The 16,066-nt window shown below is 63.2% G+C and carries 18 protein-coding genes and 3 tRNA genes; 14 read left to right on the top strand and 7 right to left on the bottom strand.

Annotation, left to right across the window (positions count from 1 at the left end):
• The first annotated feature begins 2 nt into the window (after positions 1 to 2).
• The 4 genes from ABXS05_RS02925 to ABXS05_RS02910 all read left to right on the top strand — a co-directional run bounded on the left by ABXS05_RS02925 (position 3) and on the right by ABXS05_RS02910 (position 5,015).
• Positions 3 to 1,166 (top strand): isovaleryl-CoA dehydrogenase, encoded by a 1,164-nt coding sequence (locus ABXS05_RS02925; RefSeq protein WP_367622838.1) that lies wholly within the window; start codon positions 3 to 5, stop codon positions 1,164 to 1,166.
• A gap of 257 nt (positions 1,167 to 1,423) precedes the next feature.
• A complete protein-coding gene (locus ABXS05_RS02920; RefSeq protein WP_367622837.1) occupies positions 1,424 to 2,698 on the top strand; it encodes a thiamine pyrophosphate-dependent enzyme in 1,275 nt (424 codons plus the stop codon).
• Positions 2,698 to 3,711, top strand: a complete 1,014-nt coding sequence (locus ABXS05_RS02915; RefSeq protein WP_311934848.1) for an alpha-ketoacid dehydrogenase subunit beta — start codon at positions 2,698 to 2,700, stop codon at positions 3,709 to 3,711. The genes ABXS05_RS02920 and ABXS05_RS02915 overlap by 1 nt, the downstream gene beginning before the upstream one ends.
• Positions 3,712 to 3,722: 11 nt before the next feature.
• Positions 3,723 to 5,015 carry a dihydrolipoamide acetyltransferase family protein gene (locus ABXS05_RS02910; protein ID WP_367622836.1) on the top strand — a complete coding sequence of 431 codons (1,293 nt, stop codon included), beginning with the start codon at positions 3,723 to 3,725 and terminating at the stop codon, positions 5,013 to 5,015.
• Positions 5,016 to 5,060: 45 nt separating this feature from the next.
• Here the strand turns inward: ABXS05_RS02910 and ABXS05_RS02905 are convergent, their stop codons facing one another.
• The 3 genes from ABXS05_RS02905 to ABXS05_RS02895 all read right to left on the bottom strand — a co-directional run bounded on the left by ABXS05_RS02905 (position 5,061) and on the right by ABXS05_RS02895 (position 6,293).
• A complete protein-coding gene (locus ABXS05_RS02905; protein WP_367622835.1) occupies positions 5,061 to 5,588 on the bottom strand; it encodes a DedA family protein in 528 nt (175 codons plus the stop codon).
• A gap of 73 nt (positions 5,589 to 5,661) precedes the next feature.
• Positions 5,662 to 5,736 (bottom strand) — tRNA-Glu (locus ABXS05_RS02900).
• 116 nt (positions 5,737 to 5,852) lie between these two features.
• Entirely contained in the window at positions 5,853 to 6,293 is a 441-nt protein-coding gene (locus ABXS05_RS02895) for a VOC family protein (protein WP_367622834.1), read from the bottom strand.
• Positions 6,294 to 6,327: 34 nt separating this feature from the next.
• Between ABXS05_RS02895 and ABXS05_RS02890 the strand changes: the two genes are divergently transcribed.
• The 7 genes from ABXS05_RS02890 to ABXS05_RS02860 all read left to right on the top strand — a co-directional run bounded on the left by ABXS05_RS02890 (position 6,328) and on the right by ABXS05_RS02860 (position 10,751).
• Positions 6,328 to 7,104, top strand: coding sequence for an SIR2 family NAD-dependent protein deacylase (locus ABXS05_RS02890; RefSeq protein WP_437178624.1), 777 nt, complete (start codon positions 6,328 to 6,330; stop codon positions 7,102 to 7,104).
• Between the two features lie 171 nt (positions 7,105 to 7,275).
• Complete coding sequence (locus ABXS05_RS02885) at positions 7,276 to 7,866, top strand: cold-shock protein (protein WP_105864580.1); 591 nt, start codon at positions 7,276 to 7,278, stop codon at positions 7,864 to 7,866.
• A 59-nt stretch (positions 7,867 to 7,925) separates the two neighbouring features.
• On the top strand, positions 7,926 to 8,345 hold the full coding sequence (locus ABXS05_RS02880; protein WP_367622833.1) for a DUF192 domain-containing protein: 420 nt from the start codon (positions 7,926 to 7,928) through the stop codon (positions 8,343 to 8,345).
• A gap of 95 nt (positions 8,346 to 8,440) precedes the next feature.
• A tRNA-Pro gene (locus ABXS05_RS02875) sits at positions 8,441 to 8,517 on the top strand.
• Between the two features lie 33 nt (positions 8,518 to 8,550).
• A complete protein-coding gene (locus ABXS05_RS02870) occupies positions 8,551 to 8,856 on the top strand; it encodes an ETC complex I subunit (RefSeq protein ID WP_311934843.1) in 306 nt (101 codons plus the stop codon).
• Between the two features lie 23 nt (positions 8,857 to 8,879).
• Positions 8,880 to 8,956 (top strand) — tRNA-Arg (locus ABXS05_RS02865).
• A 94-nt stretch (positions 8,957 to 9,050) separates the two neighbouring features.
• Positions 9,051 to 10,751 carry an ArnT family glycosyltransferase gene (locus ABXS05_RS02860; protein ID WP_367622832.1) on the top strand — a complete coding sequence of 567 codons (1,701 nt, stop codon included), beginning with the start codon at positions 9,051 to 9,053 and terminating at the stop codon, positions 10,749 to 10,751.
• Positions 10,752 to 10,827: 76 nt separating this feature from the next.
• On the opposite strand, the gene ABXS05_RS02855 is transcribed toward ABXS05_RS02860, so the two are convergent.
• The 3 genes from ABXS05_RS02855 to ABXS05_RS02845 all read right to left on the bottom strand — a co-directional run bounded on the left by ABXS05_RS02855 (position 10,828) and on the right by ABXS05_RS02845 (position 12,609).
• Positions 10,828 to 12,096, bottom strand: coding sequence for a DNA polymerase IV (locus ABXS05_RS02855; RefSeq protein WP_367622831.1), 1,269 nt, complete (start codon positions 12,094 to 12,096; stop codon positions 10,828 to 10,830).
• Positions 12,096 to 12,389 (bottom strand): DUF3572 domain-containing protein, encoded by a 294-nt coding sequence (locus ABXS05_RS02850; protein ID WP_367622830.1) that lies wholly within the window; start codon positions 12,387 to 12,389, stop codon positions 12,096 to 12,098. The genes ABXS05_RS02855 and ABXS05_RS02850 overlap by 1 nt, the downstream gene beginning before the upstream one ends.
• 91 nt (positions 12,390 to 12,480) lie before the next feature.
• Positions 12,481 to 12,609: a hypothetical protein gene (locus ABXS05_RS02845; RefSeq protein ID WP_311934839.1), complete on the bottom strand. Its 129-nt coding sequence runs from the start codon at positions 12,607 to 12,609 to the stop codon at positions 12,481 to 12,483.
• Between ABXS05_RS02845 and ABXS05_RS02840 the strand changes: the two genes are divergently transcribed.
• Positions 12,608 to 12,976, top strand: a complete 369-nt coding sequence (locus ABXS05_RS02840; RefSeq protein ID WP_068297025.1) for a response regulator — start codon at positions 12,608 to 12,610, stop codon at positions 12,974 to 12,976. The genes ABXS05_RS02845 and ABXS05_RS02840 overlap by 2 nt on opposite strands.
• 51 nt (positions 12,977 to 13,027) lie before the next feature.
• Here the strand turns inward: ABXS05_RS02840 and ABXS05_RS02835 are convergent, their stop codons facing one another.
• The gene (locus ABXS05_RS02835; protein WP_311934838.1) at positions 13,028 to 13,963 is read right to left on the bottom strand and encodes a LysR family transcriptional regulator; all 936 of its coding nucleotides are present in this window, start codon (positions 13,961 to 13,963) and stop codon (positions 13,028 to 13,030) included.
• A 126-nt stretch (positions 13,964 to 14,089) separates the two neighbouring features.
• Between ABXS05_RS02835 and ABXS05_RS02830 the strand changes: the two genes are divergently transcribed.
• Positions 14,090 to 15,151 (top strand): class 1 fructose-bisphosphatase, encoded by a 1,062-nt coding sequence (locus ABXS05_RS02830; protein ID WP_367622829.1) that lies wholly within the window; start codon positions 14,090 to 14,092, stop codon positions 15,149 to 15,151.
• A gap of 14 nt (positions 15,152 to 15,165) precedes the next feature.
• Positions 15,166 to 16,041 carry a phosphoribulokinase gene (locus ABXS05_RS02825; protein WP_367622828.1) on the top strand — a complete coding sequence of 292 codons (876 nt, stop codon included), beginning with the start codon at positions 15,166 to 15,168 and terminating at the stop codon, positions 16,039 to 16,041.
• Positions 16,042 to 16,066: the final 25 nt, after the last annotated feature.

Genomic DNA, 16,066 nt, shown 5'->3' with positions numbered 1-16,066 from the left:
TCATGTATGATGGCGGCCTGAACTTCAATCTCGGTGAGGACGTCGAGGAATTGCGCCGCATGGTGCAGCGCTTCGCAGCGGAGAGGATCGCGCCGCGGGCCGCCGCCATCGATCGCGACAATGCCTTTCCGCGCGATTTGTGGCCCGAACTCGGTGCCCTCGGCCTGCTCGGCATCACCGCCGAATCCGACTATGGCGGCTCGGGCATGGGCTATCTCGCCCATTGCGTCGCCATGGAGGAAATCAGCCGGGCCTCGGGCTCGGTGGGACTTTCCTACGGCGCCCATTCCAATCTGTGCGTCAACCAGCTCACCCGCCATGCCAATCGGAACCAGAAGCAGCGCTATCTGCCCAAGCTGATCTCGGGCGAGCATGTCGGCTCGCTGGCGATGTCGGAGGCCGGTTCCGGCTCGGATGTGGTGTCGATGAGCCTCAAGGCCGAGGCCCGTGAAGGCGGTTTTGTCCTCAACGGTACCAAGATGTGGATCACCAATGGCCCGGACGCCGACGTGCTGGTCGTCTATGCCAAGACCGATCCGGCCGCCGGGCCGAAGGGTATCTCCACCTTCATCGTCGAACGCGGTTTTGCCGGCTTCCGCACCTCGCCCAAGCTCGACAAGCTCGGCATGCGCGGCTCCAGTACCTGCGAGCTGGTGTTCGAGGATTGCTTCGTGCCTGCAGCCAACCTGCTCGGCAAGGTCGGCGATGGCGTGCGCATCCTGATGTCCGGCCTCGATTTCGAGAGGGTGGTATTGTCGGGCGGACCGATCGGGCTGATGGCCGCCTCTCTCGACCTCGTCGTGCCTTATGTGCATGAGCGCAAGCAGTTCGGCGAAGCCATCGGCACCTTCCAGCTGATGCAGGGCAAGCTCGCGGACATGTACACCCTCTACAATGCCTCGCGTGCCTATACCTATGCGGTGGCCGCCGCCTGCGACCGCGGCGAGGTCGCGCGTAAGGATGCCGCCGGCTGCATCCTCTATTCGGCCGAAAATGCCACCAAGGTCGCGCTCGAGGCGATCCAGGCCCTGGGCGGCAATGGCTACATCAATGATTTTCCGGCCGGACGCCTTCTTCGTGACGCCAAGCTCTACGAGATTGGCGCCGGCACCTCCGAGATCCGGCGCATGCTGATCGGCCGCGAGATATTCCGCGAGACGAGCTGACAGCGCCGGACACGGGGTCATCCCGGACGCATCGCAGCACGCAATGATGCGCTGCAGTCAGACCAAACCAAAGGTTTGGTCCGGGGATCGCAAGCCGATTTTGGCTCATTCTCAGAGCGATCCCGGGTCTGCGAGGCAGCATTTCATGCCGCATCGCGCACGGAATGACCAGGAAGCCAGCCATCGCCGAGTTTTGACCCGACCAGACGCAACCTCACGCCAGCCGGACAGCAACAAGTCCTGGGAGCGCCCGCTCGATGACCAAGAAGACCACGCTTAGCCTGCACATTCCGGAAGCCCGCTTCCGGCCGGGCGATACGCCTGATTTCAGCTATCTCAACCTGCCGGGGGCGGGCGAGGCCCAGCGCCCGCCGGTGACTGCGGTCGCCTCCGAAACCCGGGACCTCGCCTTCGGCCTTGTCCGGGTGCTCGACGACGAGGGCAAGGCTGTCGGCCCCTGGGACCCCAAGCTCGACGCCGACACCTTGCGCAGGGCCCTGCGTGCCATGATGCTGACGCGCTATTTCGACGATCAGATGTTCAAGGCCCAGCGCCAGGGCAAGACCTCCTTCTACATGAAATGCACGGGCGAGGAGGCGGTGGCGGTCGGCCAGGCGTTGGCGCTGGAAGCCGGCGACATGTGCTTCCCGACCTACCGCCAGCAGGGCCTCCTGGTGGCGCGCAACTGGCCGTTGACCGACATGATGTCCCAGATCTATTCCAATGGGCAGGACCGGTTGAAGGGCCGTCAATTGCCGGTACTCTATTCGGCCAAGGAGGCCGGCTTCTTCTCCATCTCCGGCAATCTCGCCACCCAGGTGCCGCAGGCCGTCGGCTGGGCCATGGCTTCGGCCTATAAGCGCGATCGCCGCATCGCCGCGGCCTGGATCGGCGACGGCTCCTCCGCCGAGGGCGATTTCCATCACGGCATGGTGTTCGCCTCCGTCTATCACGCGCCGGTGCTGATCAATCTCGTCAACAATCAATGGGCGATCTCGTCCAGCCAGGGTGTCGCCGGCGGCGAGGAGGCGACTTTCGCCTCGCGTGCCATCGGTTTCGGCATGCCGGGCATCCGGGTCGACGGCAACGATCTGCTCGCCGTCTATGCCGTTACGCGCTGGGCTGCCGAACGGGCCCGCTCCAACCATGGCCCAACCCTGATCGAGCTCTTCACCTATCGCGTCGCCGCCCATTCCACCAGCGACGATCCCGGCCGCTACCGCCCGGGCGACGAGGAGAAATACTGGCCCTTCGGCGATCCGGTCGAGCGATTGAAGCGTCATCTCATCGGGCTGGGCGAATGGAACGAGGAGCGCCACCAGGCGCAGGCCAAGGAATTGCAGGCCGAAGTCAAGGCCGCCAATGCCGAGGCCCAGCGCCACGGCATTCTCAGCGACGGGCCGCATCACGGCACCGAAACCATGTTCGAGGACGTCTTCAAGGAAATGCCCTGGCATCTCAAGGAACAGCTGGCGGAACTCAACCGTTTCGAAGCCACCAAAGACGCCGCTCATAAGAAGGAGGGCGAATAATGCCCGCCATGAATATGGTGCAGGCCCTGAATTCGGCCATGGACGTCCTGCTCAGGAACGATCCCAACGTGCTGATCTTCGGCGAGGATGTCGGCTTCTTCGGCGGCGTGTTCCGCTGCACCGACGGCCTGCAGCAGCGCTACAGTTCGCAGCGCGTCTTCGATGCCCCCATCGCCGAGGGGGGCTTGATCGCCATCGCCATCGGCATGGGCGCCTATGGCCTCAGGCCGATCGTCGAGTGCCAGTTCGCCGATTACATCTATCCCGGCTTCGACCAGATCGTCTCGGAAGCGGCGCGCCTGCGCTACCGCTCGGGCGGAGAGTTCACCTCGCCGATCACCATCCGCTCGCCCTATGGCGGCGGCATTTTCGGCGGCCAGACCCATAGCCAGAGCCCGGAAGGCCTGTTCAGCCATGTCTGCGGCATCAAGACGGTGATCCCGTCCAACCCCTATGACGCCAAGGGGCTCTTGATCAGCGCGGTCGAGGATGACGACCCGGTCTTGTTCTTCGAGCCCAAGCGCCTCTACAACGGTCCCTTCGATGGCCATCACGACCGCCCGCTGAAGCCCTGGACCGACCAGGCCGGGGCCGACGTGCCGGCGGGACACTACAAGGTACCGCTCGGCAAGGCTGCGATCGCACGGGAGGGCAGCGAACTTACCATCCTGGCCTATGGCACCATGGTGCATGTCGCGCTCACGGCGACGCAGGAGACCGGCATCGATGCCGAGATCATCGATCTCAGGACGATCCTGCCTGTCGACATCGAGACGATCGAGGAATCGGTGAAGAAGACCGGCCGCTGCCTGATCGTGCATGAGGCGACACGGACGGGCGGTTTCGGTGCAGAATTGTCGGCACTGGTGCAGGAACGCTGCTTCCACCATCTCGAAGCGCCGATCGAGCGCGTCACCGGCTGGGACACGCCCTATCCGCATACGTTCGAATGGCAATATTTCCCGGGGCCGAAGCGGGTCGGGGAAGGCATGCGCAAAGTGATGGCAGGCTGAGGGAAACGATCATGAGCAATTTCGTGTTCAAATTGCCGGACGTCGGCGAAGGCATCGCCCAGGCCGAGATCGTCGCCTGGCACGCGGAGATCGGCCAGGAGATCCAGGAGGACGATCCGCTCGTCGATGTGATGACCGACAAGGCGACGGTTGAGATCACCTCGCCCGTTTCGGGGCGCATCCTCTCGCGTCATGCCGAGGTCGGCGTGATGGCGTCGATCGGCAGCGAATTGGTGGTGATCGATACCGGCGGCAAGCCCGAGGCTCCCGCCGCCGAACCGGCACCTGTTCCAACATCAGCGCCGGCCAAGCCAGCCAAGGCGCCGGCCAAGGCTGCTCCGGCTCCGGCGCGGGTCGCCGCTCCGGTTGTCGTGTCGCCCTCGGCGGCCGCCCCGGTTGGGTCGGGCAAGGTGCTGGCGGCGCCCGCCGTGCGCGCCCGATTGGCCGCCCTAGGGCTTGACGGCAGCACGATCCGCGGCAGTGGTCCCGAGGGGCGCATCGAGCATGCCGATCTCGACGACTATCTGACCCGCAGCCAGCCCCAGTCCCAGGCTGTGCCCCCGGCTCCGACGGCCCGCCCGCCTGTGCCGCCCCCGCCCGCGGCCGGCGATGAGGGCATCGAGGATATCAAGGTGATCGGCCTGCGCCGCCAGATCGCCGAACGCATGCTGGAAGCCAAGCGCAGCGTGCCGCATTTCACCTATGTGGAGGAGATCGACGTCACCGCCCTCGAAGCGGCGCGCGCCGAGATCAACACCGCAGCCGTCGGCTGGCCGAAGCTGACCCTGCTGCCCTTCCTGATCAAGGCCATGGTGCGCGGCATCGCCCAGCATCCCATCGTCAATGCCCGCTACGATGCCGACGCCGCGGTAATCCACCGCTACAATGCCGTGCATATCGGCGTGGCGACGCAGACGCCGCGTGGCCTGGTGGTGCCGGTGATCCGCCATGCCGAATTGCTGACCCTGCACCAACTCGCCGCCGAGATCGCCAAGCTCAGCGAACTCGCCAGGGCCGGCAAGGCGAGCCGCGAGGTGCTGACCGGCTCGACCATCACGGTGTCGAGCCTCGGAGCGCTCGGCGGCATCGCCGCGACGCCGATCATCAATCCGCCCGAGGTCGCCATCGTCGGCGTCAACAAGATCGTCGAGCGACCCGTGGTGAAGGACGGGCAGATCGTCGTCGCCAAGCTGATGAACCTGTCGTCCTCCTTCGATCACCGCATCGTCGACGGCTTCGATGCCGCCGCCTTCATCAAGACGGTGAAGGGAGAATTGGAGGCGCCGGTTCGGCTGATGGTGTGAGCTTTCCAGATCGGGTTCCGAAGATGTCGGAGCATCCGAACCCGATCAGAACAGCGTTTGCAGCCAGTTGAGCCCCAAGGCACCGGGCGCCAGCACGCCGAAGGCCCAGATCACGGCCGAGGCGGCATTCACGAGCTGGAAGCTCAGCGCCGGCATTTCGCAGATGCCGGCCACCAGCGGCACCGAGGCCCTGAGCGGCCCGAGGAAGCGGCCGAAGAAGACGCCGAGCGCCCCCCATTTCTCGAAGAAGCGATGGCCGCGCGGCAGCAGGTCCGGATAGCGTGTGAGCGGCCAATAATGGGCCACGCGATGCTCGAGCTTCAGGCCGATCCAATAGGACAGCCAATCGCCGAGAAAGGCTCCTAGCGCCGCCGCCGCCCAGAAGGGCCAGAGCGACATGCCGCTTTCGCCGATCAGGAAGCCGATCCCGAGCAGGATGACGGTTGCCGGCAGCAGGAGTGAGACGAAGGCGAGCGATTCCCCGAAGGCCAGCAGCAGCACGACGAGAGTACCCCAGCCTTCATGCGCGCGAACGAAGGCGATGATGGGCTGGGAGATGTCAGCGATTGTCATGGGAGACGTGCGGAAACCAAAGCATCGAATTCGCGAGATATTTGGTTGATATCGATGCTTGGGTTCGAAAATGTGGCGCGCCCTAGGGGAATCGAACCCCTCTCTCCACCGTGAAAGGGTGGCGTCCTGACCGATAGACGAAGGGCGCGGCGGGGCGGACATATAGAGGGGGGAATCGCAGGCGGCAAGAGGAATATGCCGCCTTTGTGAAATTAGTTGTGCCGAGCGCTTTAGGTGCCGGTCTTGGGGCAAAAATGCCCCGTTTCACCACACGCCGGTGTTGGCCATCGAGGACCAGGGCTCGGCCGGCGGCAGAGAATCGCCCTTCTGCAGGATCTCGATCGAGATCAGATCCGGGGAGCGCACGAAGGCCATGTGGCCGTCACGAGGCGGGCGATTGATGGTGATGCCGGCCTGCTGCAGCTTGGCGCAGAAGGCATAGATGTCGTCGACCTCATAGGCGAGGTGGCCGAAATTGCGCGCGCTGCCGTAGTCTTCGGTATCCCAGTTGTAGGTCAGCTCGAGGGCAGGGGCCTTGCCGGCCCTGAAGGCTTCGAGATCCTCGGAGGCGACCAGGAAGACCAGGGTGAAGCGACCCTTCTCGTTTTCATAGCGACGGCCCTCGACCAGGCCGAAGATGTCGACGTAGAATTTGAGCGAGGCATCGAGGTCGCGCACGCGAACCATGGTGTGCAAATATTTCATTGGATCCTCATCGCAATTGGGGAGGTAAGGCCTAATGCCGATTGCCGCCGCCGACAAGGACGCCGTGCATCGCGAAAAACTTCTTCGCTTTGCGCAGATGCTGGCGCGAGCCGATCGCGTCGTCGCCTTTACCGGCGCCGGGCTGTCGACCGAGGCCGGCATTCCGGACTTCCGTTCGCCCGGCGGCCGCTGGAGCCGGATGAAGCCGATTCCCTTCGCTGAGTTCCTGGCCGACGACGAGGCCCGGCGCGAGAGTTGGCGCCGGCGTTTCGACATGGATGACGAGATCCGCCTGGCACGACCGACGCGGGGCCATCAGACGATCGCTTCCTGGGTGCAGGCGGGCAAATGCCCGGCGGTGATCACGCAGAATATCGACAATCTGCACCAGGATTCGGGCATTCCTGCCGATGCCGTGGTGGAAGTGCACGGCAACACCACCTATGCGACATGCCTCGACTGCGCCAGGCGCTATGAGATTGCAGCCTTGCGGGGACCGTTCCTGGCGAGCGGGCAGGCGCCGCGCTGCGATGATTGCGGCGGTTTCATCAAGACGGCGACGATATCTTTCGGGCAGCCCATGCCGGAGGCGGCGATGCGACGGGCTACGGAACTCGCCAAGACCTGCGATCTTTTCGTGGTCGTAGGCTCGTCCTTGGTCGTCTATCCGGCTGCCAATCTGCCGCGTCTTGCCCATCGCCAGGGCGCACGCGTGGTGATCGTCAACCGGGAGGAGACGCCGAGCGACCCTTATGCCCAGTTGCTGCTGCGGGGAGAGATCGGCGATTTGCTCGAGGGGTTCACCCTGTAAATGTGGCCGGTTTATCGAGAGTTCGTCGATTTTAGGGACGTTTTGCGATTGTATGAAGATGAGGCACAAAAATGTTAATTCGGGCTTTCCGTTGAGCCTGGGGGTGTTATCGTAGCAGCATCAAGAATCGTGCGGCGGCCCAGTCCGTGGGCAATGTGTTGGATGGCGTAGATGGGTACGAACGATTTTGAAGCGAGGTTCGAGCCAGTTCGCGACTCCGGGGGACATCCGGACGAGAGGCCGGCAGGCTTGCTGGAGGTCGCCGGCACCATCAAGTGGTTCGACATTGCCAAGGGCTATGGGTTCATCGTTCCGGACAATGGCGGCCAGGATATCCTGCTTCATGTCAGTGTCTTGCGTCGGGACGGCTACCAGGCGGCCTTTGAAGGCTCGCGTGTCGTCGTCGAGGCCACGCAGCGCGCCAAGGGCCTGCAGGTGTTCCGCATCCTGTCGATGGACGAATCCACCGCTGTCCATCCCGCCCAGCTCCCGCCAGCGCGCACCCATGTGCAGGTAACGCCGACCGGCGGTTTCGAGCCGACGACGGTGAAATGGTTCAACCGCCTGCGCGGTTTCGGTTTCGTCTCGCGGGGAGACGGCACGCCGGATATCTTCGTCCATATGGAGACCTTGCGGCGGTTCGGCATCATGGACCTCAAGCCCGGTCAGATCCTGATGGTACGCTTCGGCACGGGACCCAAAGGGCTGATGGCTGCCGAGCTCAAGCTTGCGGATGGTCCGTCTGGTCCTCAGTCCCATTGACGAGAATGCGCAAGAACCCTCTTCTTTCAATAGTTTATACTGCTGTCCTCGCGTTGTTTGTGAGCGTTGCCGGTCTTTCGGCCTCACCGGCCGAGGACGGCGTGTTCGAACCCTTGTCGATTGCCACCGCGGGTGGTCAGCGCGACTTCCAGGTCGAAGTCATGCGGACCGAGGACGAGCAGCGGCGCGGCATGATGTTCAGGCGCAGCCTGGAGCCGGACAAGGGCATGCTCTTTCCATTCACGGCGGAGCGCATCGCTTCGTTCTGGATGGAGAATACCTATGTCTCGCTCGACATGATCTTCATTCGCGGGGACGGTACGATCCAGCGCATCGAGAAACGTGCCGAGCCCTTGTCGACGCGGACGATCATGTCCGGCGCACCGGTGCTGGCGGTTTTGGAAGTGGTGGCCGGAACGGCGGACAAGCTGGGCATCAAGCCCGGCGACAAGGTGAGCTATCCGATCTTCAAGCCTTGACGAGCTGACGCGGTCATACAACTTTTTGAAATCGGAGCGCCCAGACCCTTGCGGTTCTCTGCGAGGCCCCTTAGTAAGCTCACATTCGTCCTGAACGGGGTATGGCGCAGCCTGGTAGCGCGATAGTTTTGGGTACTATAGGTCGCAGGTTCGAATCCTGCTGCCCCGACCAGCGACGGATGAGACGAAAGGCGGACGGCGAACGATGACAGCGAGAATCTACAAGCCGGCACGTACGGCCATGCAGTCCGGTTCGGCGAAGACGAAGGACTGGCTCTTGGAGTTCGAGCCGGAGGAGCCGCGCTCGGTCGAGCCGCTGATGGGCTGGACCTCCTCGGGCGACATGAAGCAGCAGGTCAAGCTGCGTTTCGCGACCAAGGAAGAGGCCATCGCCTACGCCACCCGCAACGGCATCGCCTATCAGATCTTCGAGCCGCAAGAGGCGACGACGAAGATCGTATCCTATTCGGACAACTTCAAGGTTTCGCGCATCGGTCAGTGGACCCATTGAGCGTTTGCGTCCGGCTTTGGACTGGCCCCATAGCTCAGCTGGATAGAGCGAGCGCCTTCTAAGCGCTAGGTCGCAGGTTCGAGCCCTGCTGGGGTCGCCATCCCGCTGGACAACCGGCCATGGGCCTGGGCAATAGGCAGCGCACGGCGGTCTTCGTTCCTTATCGAAGACCGGCGAGACCGGTGGAGGTTAGCATGGCCGCCTTATCCGAAGCACCTGCCGCCGCCCACGGGCCGGTTCGTATGGTCGATCGGCTGGCTGGTTCCAACCTGCTCGCGCTTGCAACGCTCCTGCTCGTAACCTTCCTGGCCCTCGCACCCGGCTTCACCGGTCTGCCGCCGATGGATCGGGACGAGCCTCGCTTCGCACAGGCCTCCAAGCAGATGCTGGAGAGCGGCGATTTCGTCAGTATCCGCTTCCAGGACGAGGCCAGGCTCAAGAAGCCGGTCGGCATTTACTGGCTGCAGACGGCTGCCGTCAGCCTGGGGGAGAGCCTTGGAGTTCCCGAGGCGCGCACCACGATCTGGCTCTATCGCATTCCCTCGCTGATTGCCGCGATCGGTGCGGTGCTGCTGACCTGGTGGACCGCCATTCCGCTCGTGGGCCGCCGAGCGGCCCTGCTGGCAGGACTGATGATGGCCGGCTGCCTGCTGCTTGGCGTCGAAGCGCGCCTAGCCAAGACGGATGCGACCCAGCTTTTGACGGTGATGGCGATGGTGGGCGTGCTGGCCCGCTTCTTCATGGCCTCCCGGCGTGGCGATCCCTTGCCGGTGGGCTTGAGCCTGCCGGCCGTGTTCTGGATCGGCATGGCGGCGTCCATTCTGATCAAGGGGCCGATCGGAGCCCTTCTCGTGGCCTTGACCATTGCCGGTACGGTGGCTGCCACGCGTGACTGGCGCTGGCTCGGAAACCTGCGCTGGCTTTGGGGCATCCTCTTCACTCTCGTCCTGGTGTCGCCCTGGTTCATCGCCATCATGATCCAGACCAAGGGTGCCTTCCTGCAGGAATCGGTCGGGAAGGACATGCTGAACAAGGTGGCGGGTGCCCAGGAATCCCATGGCGGCTGGCCCGGGACCTATCTCGCCGTCTTCTGGGGCACGTTCTGGCCCTTCGCGCCGCTGGCCGCTCTGGCAGCGCCATGGGTCTGGCGGCAGCGCCGAACCGCATCGGTGATCTTCCTGCTGGCCTGGTTGGTGCCGTTCTGGCTCGTCTTCGAATTCTTCCCCACCAAGCTGCCGCACTACGTCCTGCCGGTCTATCCGGCGATCGCCATCCTGATCGCTGCGGCTGTTTGCGACGATGGACTTTCGCGAAGCCTGTGGGCTCGCATCGTGGCGGGGCTCATTCCCTTCCTGGCGCTGGTGTTGGCCGTCGTCGCGGTCGGCGCGGTGTGGTTCTATCAGCGGGAGATTGCCTGGCTGACACTGCCCTTTGCCATCCTGGCGATAGTGGCGGCATGGTTGGCCTGGCGGCGGCTGGGAGAGGACAGAGGCGCCGAGGCCGTTCTGGCCTGTCTCGCCACCAGCCTGTTGCTCTATTGGGGCATCTATGCCGGTGCCATTCCCAAACTGCAGGCCATGGCCATCAGCCCGCGCCTGGCCGCGGCGGCACAGACGTCGCAATGCCCGCATGTCGCAGCCGCGAGCGTGGGCTTCCGCGAGCCCAGCCTAGTCTTCCTGGCCGGGACGGATCTGGATATGCCCAGCCCGGAAGGCGCAGCGGATTTCCTGGGGCAGGGCGCCTGCCGGGTCGCCTTTGTCGACAAGCGTTTCGAGCCGGCGTTTCTGGCCCGCCTCGCCGCGAACGGGATCAAGACCGACCTGGTTTCCAGGGTTGCGGGAATCAACATCAACGGCGGCAAGAAGCTGGATATCGGCGTCTATCGCAGCCCATAGCGTTGCCTGCGGCTGTAGGTCATTGTTGTCGCATCGCTTTTGCCGAAAGGCGGCGCCCACTTTTCGGTACGATGCTCTAGGTCTCGCTTTTGTCGGGCTTGAAGGCGATGCCCTTTTGCATGGCGGTCTTGCCGAACTTGGCCCGGACGGCATCGATGGCGTTTTCGGTCGCGACCAGGCGTTTGGCGTTGGGGTCGGCGAGATCGCCGTGATCGGCATCGGCCAGATCGGCGAGGCCGGTGACCCCGATGCCGATCAGGCGATATTGGGTGCCATCGGTCTCCTTCGCCAACAGTTTCTTGCCGGTTTCGAAGATGCGGGTAGCCAGGCGTGTCGGTTCATGCAGGCTCTGGGCGCGAGTGCGGAGACGAAAATCGGCCGATTTCAGCTTCAACGTTACGGTCGAGCCGGCAATGGCGGATTTCTTCAGCCGGGACGACACCTTTTCCGACAATTGCCAGAGAATCGGCAGCAGGCTTTCACCGCTGGCAAGATCATGCTCGAAGGTGGTCTCGGCCGAGACGGATTTGCGGTCGCCCTCTGGGTCGACCCTGCGGGCATCGCGGCCAAAGGCGAGGCGGGCAAGCCGCTGTCCTTCGACGCCATAGCGCCGCATCAGAGGCAGTTCTCCGGCCTTCTGCAGATCGGCGATCGTGCGAAGCCCGTCCTTTTCGTAACGGGCCGCCCCGGCCTTGCCGACGCCCCAGATGAAGGAGATCGGGCGCGGGGCGAGAAAGTCCGGTGCCTCCTCGGGCGAGAGCACGGCAAAGCCGCGAGGCTTTTCCAGATCGGAGGCCGTCTTGGCCAGGAATTTGTTGGCGGAGAGCCCGATGGAGACGGTGATCCTCAGTTCCTTCTCGACCTGGTTGGCAAAGCGCAGCAGCGTGCGAGCCGGGCTGGCATGGTGCAGGCGGTCAGTGCCGCTGAGGTCGAGAAAGGCTTCGTCGATCGAAAGCGGCTCGACCAGCGGCGTCAGCGCCAGCATCATGTCGCGGACCTGGCGGCCGACCTCGACATATTTCTCCATATTAGGCCTGACGACCACCGCGTCCGGGCAGAGCTTGAGTGCCTGGAACATCGGCATGGCCGAACGGACCCCATAGGTGCGGGCGATGTAGCAGGCGGTTGAGACTACGCCGCGCTTGGCGCCGCCGACGATGACCGGCTTGTCGGCCAGCGAAGGATCGTCGCGCTTCTCGATGGTGGCGTAGAAGGCATCGCAGTCGACATGGGCGATCGTGAGGCGCTCGAGTTGCCGATGCCGGATGATGCGGGGCGAGCGGCAGGCAGGGCAGCGATCCGCCTCGCCAGCCTCGCCAAGACAGTCTCGGCAGAGCGCGCTCATCAATCCCAACGAATGCCGAGCTGGAACGCCGCCCGTTGCAGGTCTTCGGGGGAGAGGCCATTTTCCGCGGCAAAGCCGGCAGCACTCTCTTCATCCGAGAGGACGTGCTGCAGCACCGAAGCTAGAAATCCGGGCTTGGCTGCGGCACTGCGAATCTCATCGGGTGACAGGCCGGTTGCCATGAAGAAACCATTGAGTCGATCTTCATTGGCAGCAATGAAGCCGAGAGCCGCCGTCGCGATTTCTTCGGCACGTTGCTTTTGAGCTGCCTGCCCGGCGGTTTGCCTGAACATTTGATTTCCCGTTTGGTAAGGACTGACTGCTAACAACATGCCGGTAAGCGGGCGTGGTTGAAAACAGATTCGCAGCCCCGATATCCGCGGTTCATTCTAGAGCAAAGTGCGTTTTGCTGAAAACGCTTCCTTGTTCTAACTCTTTGTATTGACGCGTCTTTGCGATTCCCGGCGATTGTGCCGGATCGAAGGATGCTTTGGCGCAGACGAGGGTCTTCATGGCCAAGAAAGTCCTGATCGTGGAAGATAACGAGCTCAACATGAAGCTCTTCCATGATCTGTTGGAAGCCAACGGCTACGACATCGTGGAAACCCGCAGTGGCATCAATGTGATGAACCTGGCGCGCGAGCATCGTCCCGACCTGATTCTGATGGATATCCAGCTGCCGGAGGTTTCGGGCCTCGAGGTGACACGATGGCTCAAGGATGACGATGAGCTGAAATCGATCCCGGTGGTCGCCATCACCGCTTTCGCCATGAAGGGCGACGAGGAACGCATCCGCCAGGGCGGGTGCGAGGCCTATCTGTCGAAGCCGATCTCGGTGGCGAAGTTCCTGGAAACGGTGCGCGGTTTCCTGGGAGAGTAGCGATCTTGAGGGGCATCGAGGGATGCCTGGATCCCAGAAGTTCTCGTTGTGTCAGTCGTGGCTGAGGGGCGGGCGCGGCAGGTATTGAGACGCCTCCCTGGCAATGAAATCGAGCGCTTCCTGGGCCGGGGGGAGCAGCACCTTGTCGACCCGGCGTACCACGAACCATTGCCGCGTCACCGGCAGGCCTGCCACGTCCAAGGTCACCAGGCGTCCGTCTTCCAGTTCGGTCGCGACCGTATGGGCCGAAAGGAAGGCGATGCCGAGATCGGCGATCACGCTTTGCTTGATCGTCTCGTTCGAATCGAACTCCATGCCGATATGGGGCGCAAGTTCCGTCTGCTCGAACAGGCGTTCCATCAGCATGCGCGTGCCCGATCCGGGCTCGCGTGTGAGGAAGGTCTCATGCGACAAATCGACTGCGGCAAGGCCTCTCTCCTTGGCCAGCCAGTGAGTGTGCGATGCGATGATGACATGCGGGTTCTGGCCGATCAGATGCTTCTCGACCTCGATGTCGGGCGGCGGGCGGCCGGTGATGGCGACGTCGAGCTTGTAGTCGCGTAAGGCCTGCATGATTTCAGCGCGATTGCCGATCGACAATGTCACTTCGATCCGAGGATGCGCGCGCGAGAAGGCCGCGATGATGAAGGGGACGAAGTACTTGGCGGTACTGACGGCCCCGATCGAGACACGTCCGGCAGTTTTCCCGGAGATGATGCCCAGTGTCGCTTCGCAATCGGCAATGGCTGCCTCGATACGGCTGTGCAATTGCAGCATCTCGACGCCGGCATCGGTGAGGATCATGCCGTCGCCGGTCCGTTGCAGCAAGGGCAGGTCGGCAAGGTCCTGCAGATTGCGCAGCTGCAATGTCACCGCCGGTTGGGTGAGGTGCAGGGCCTTGGCGGCCGACGTCACCGAACCGCTCGACGCGATGGCGGCGAGGGCACGCAGCTGCCGACGGGTGATGTCTCGCAGGCGAACGGCCATATAAGGAAAACTTTTGCAAAGGCGAAGAAAACAAAATTTCGATTATTTTCTATTTTCGGTCAAGCTCCTCGAAAGATCGCGAAATGACGATGCCTCGCAGGAGGCGTCATCCGGGGGAGAATGCCGATGACCGACAAGCCGACTCTGGACGCCTATCTCACCCGCCACGCTGGCAGTGACATGCTCAGGGTTGCGGTTGCCGAAGTCGTCGCCAGCCTCGCCGCGGCGGCCATCCGCGTGTCGGAGGCCGTGTCGCTGGGTGCCCTTGCCGAGATCGTCGAGGAGGCCCGTGGCCACAACGCCGGCGGAGACGAACAGAAGGATATGGATGTCTGGGCCGACCGCCAGTTCCGGGAAGCGCTGAAGGCTTGCGCGATTGCGGCCTTCGCCTCGGAGGAGGTCGACGAACTTGAGATCTGGGATGCGAGCCAGCCTCTCTGTGTCGCCATCGATCCGGTCGATGGCTCCGGCAATCTCGATCTCAACATGCCCGTGGGCACGATCTTTTCCATCATGCCGACACCGGATGAATTCGTGCTGGCGTCGGCGGCCGACCGCACCCTGGTCTGGCCGGCAGGCACCAGCCAGCTTGCCGCGGGCTTCGTCATCTACGGCCCGCAGACGACCTTGGTGCTTTCGCTCGGCGAGGAGGTGGACATTTTCACGCTCGACCGCCGCAGCGGCCACTTCCGCCTGACCCAGGCCAATGTCCGCCTGCCGGACCAGGACCAGCCGGAATATTCGATCAATGCCTCCAATTACCGGCATTGGGAGGAGCCGGTGCGGGCTTTCATCGACGAATGCCAGGCTGGCGCCGATGGTCCGTCAGGGCGCGACCACAACATGCGCTGGCACGGGGCACTGGTGGCCGACACGTTCCGGGCTCTCACCCGAGGCGGCATCTATCTCTACCCGGCCGACGCCAGGAGCGGCTACGGGCAGGGGCGCCTGCGACTGATCTACGAAGCCTATCCCATGGCTTTCCTGATGGAGAGGGCGGGAGGGGCGGGGTCGAATGGCCGTATCCGTATTCTCGATATTCGCGCGACCTCGCTGCATCAGCGTGTACCGCTGATCCTCGGGGCCACCAACAAGGTCGCCCGTTTGGAAACGCTGCATAACAGGCCGGGCTTGTGGCCGCCGACCTCGGCGCCCTTGTTCGCCAATCGCGGCCTCTTCCGCGTTTGAGCTCGGGGAATACCATGTCGATCAAGCATCCGATCATTTCCATTACCGGCTCGTCCGGCGCCGGCACGACCTCGGTCAAGCGGACCTTCGAGCAGATCTTCCGCCGGGAGAACATCGAGGCGGCCTATGTCGAGGGCGATTCCTTTCATCGCTATGACAGGGCAGAGATGCGGGCCCACATGGCGGATGAGGCGGCCAAGGGTAACAAGCATTTCAGCCATTTCAGCCCGGAAACCAATCTGTTCGCGGAGCTGGAGGCACTGTTCCGCGACTATGGCAACCATGGAACCGGCACCACGCGCCACTATGTCCATGATGACGAGGAGGAGATTCTCTACGGGGCCCCGCCCGGCACGTTCACGCCCTGGAAGCCGCTGCCCTCAGGCACCGACCTGCTCTTCTATGAAGGGCTGCATGGAGCGGTGGTGACCGACGAGGTCGACGTTGCCAAATATGCCGATCTCAAGATCGGCGTCGTGCCGGTGATCAATCTCGAGTGGATCCAGAAGCTGCATCGCGACCGCAGCACGCGGGGTTATTCGACCGAAGCGGTGACCGACACCATCCTGCGGCGCATGCCGGACTATGTGAATTATATCTGCCCGCAATTCACCCATACCGACATCAATTTCCAGCGCGTGCCGACGGTGGATACCTCCAACCCCTTCATCGCGCGCTGGATCCCGACGCCGGATGAGTCGATGGTGGTGATCCGCTTTCAGGTGCCGCGGGGGATCGATTTTCCCTATCTGCTGTCGATGATCCCCAACAGTTTCATGTCGCGGGCCAACTCCATCGTCATCCACGGCTCCAAGCTGGATCTGGCCATGCAGCTCATCCTGACGCCGCTGATCCTGCAGCTGGTCGAACGCAAGAAACGCGCTGCCTGACAGCGCGCCCACAAGACACAGAGCC

The sequence above is a fragment of the Labrys neptuniae genome, from assembly GCF_040797145.1.
Taxonomy (GTDB): domain Bacteria; phylum Pseudomonadota; class Alphaproteobacteria; order Rhizobiales; family Labraceae; genus Labrys; species Labrys neptuniae.
The sequence above is the reverse complement of the archived record's forward strand: the minus strand, read 5'-3'. Positions and strand labels throughout refer to the sequence as shown.

Excerpts from the sequence above, each read along its gene's own strand:
- ABXS05_RS02925 (WP_367622838.1), top strand. The coding sequence starts at position 3 with ATGTATGATGGCGGCCTGAACTTCAATCTCGGTGAGGACGTCGAGGAA.
- ABXS05_RS02920 (WP_367622837.1), top strand. The coding sequence starts at position 1,424 with ATGACCAAGAAGACCACGCTTAGCCTGCACATTCCGGAAGCCCGCTTC.
- ABXS05_RS02915 (WP_311934848.1), top strand. The coding sequence starts at position 2,698 with ATGCCCGCCATGAATATGGTGCAGGCCCTGAATTCGGCCATGGACGTC.
- ABXS05_RS02910 (WP_367622836.1), top strand. The coding sequence starts at position 3,723 with ATGAGCAATTTCGTGTTCAAATTGCCGGACGTCGGCGAAGGCATCGCC.
- ABXS05_RS02905 (WP_367622835.1), bottom strand. The coding sequence starts at position 5,588 with ATGACAATCGCTGACATCTCCCAGCCCATCATCGCCTTCGTTCGCGCG.
- ABXS05_RS02895 (WP_367622834.1), bottom strand. The coding sequence starts at position 6,293 with ATGAAATATTTGCACACCATGGTTCGCGTGCGCGACCTCGATGCCTCG.
- ABXS05_RS02890 (WP_437178624.1), top strand. The coding sequence starts at position 6,328 with ATGCCGATTGCCGCCGCCGACAAGGACGCCGTGCATCGCGAAAAACTT.
- ABXS05_RS02885 (WP_105864580.1), top strand. The coding sequence starts at position 7,276 with ATGGGTACGAACGATTTTGAAGCGAGGTTCGAGCCAGTTCGCGACTCC.
- ABXS05_RS02870 (WP_311934843.1), top strand. The coding sequence starts at position 8,551 with ATGACAGCGAGAATCTACAAGCCGGCACGTACGGCCATGCAGTCCGGT.
- ABXS05_RS02860 (WP_367622832.1), top strand. The coding sequence starts at position 9,051 with ATGGCCGCCTTATCCGAAGCACCTGCCGCCGCCCACGGGCCGGTTCGT.
- ABXS05_RS02855 (WP_367622831.1), bottom strand. The coding sequence starts at position 12,096 with ATGAGCGCGCTCTGCCGAGACTGTCTTGGCGAGGCTGGCGAGGCGGAT.
- ABXS05_RS02850 (WP_367622830.1), bottom strand. The coding sequence starts at position 12,389 with ATGTTCAGGCAAACCGCCGGGCAGGCAGCTCAAAAGCAACGTGCCGAA.
- ABXS05_RS02840 (WP_068297025.1), top strand. The coding sequence starts at position 12,608 with ATGGCCAAGAAAGTCCTGATCGTGGAAGATAACGAGCTCAACATGAAG.
- ABXS05_RS02845 (WP_311934839.1), bottom strand. The coding sequence starts at position 12,609 with ATGAAGACCCTCGTCTGCGCCAAAGCATCCTTCGATCCGGCACAATCG.
- ABXS05_RS02835 (WP_311934838.1), bottom strand. The coding sequence starts at position 13,963 with ATGGCCGTTCGCCTGCGAGACATCACCCGTCGGCAGCTGCGTGCCCTC.
- ABXS05_RS02830 (WP_367622829.1), top strand. The coding sequence starts at position 14,090 with ATGACCGACAAGCCGACTCTGGACGCCTATCTCACCCGCCACGCTGGC.
- ABXS05_RS02825 (WP_367622828.1), top strand. The coding sequence starts at position 15,166 with ATGTCGATCAAGCATCCGATCATTTCCATTACCGGCTCGTCCGGCGCC.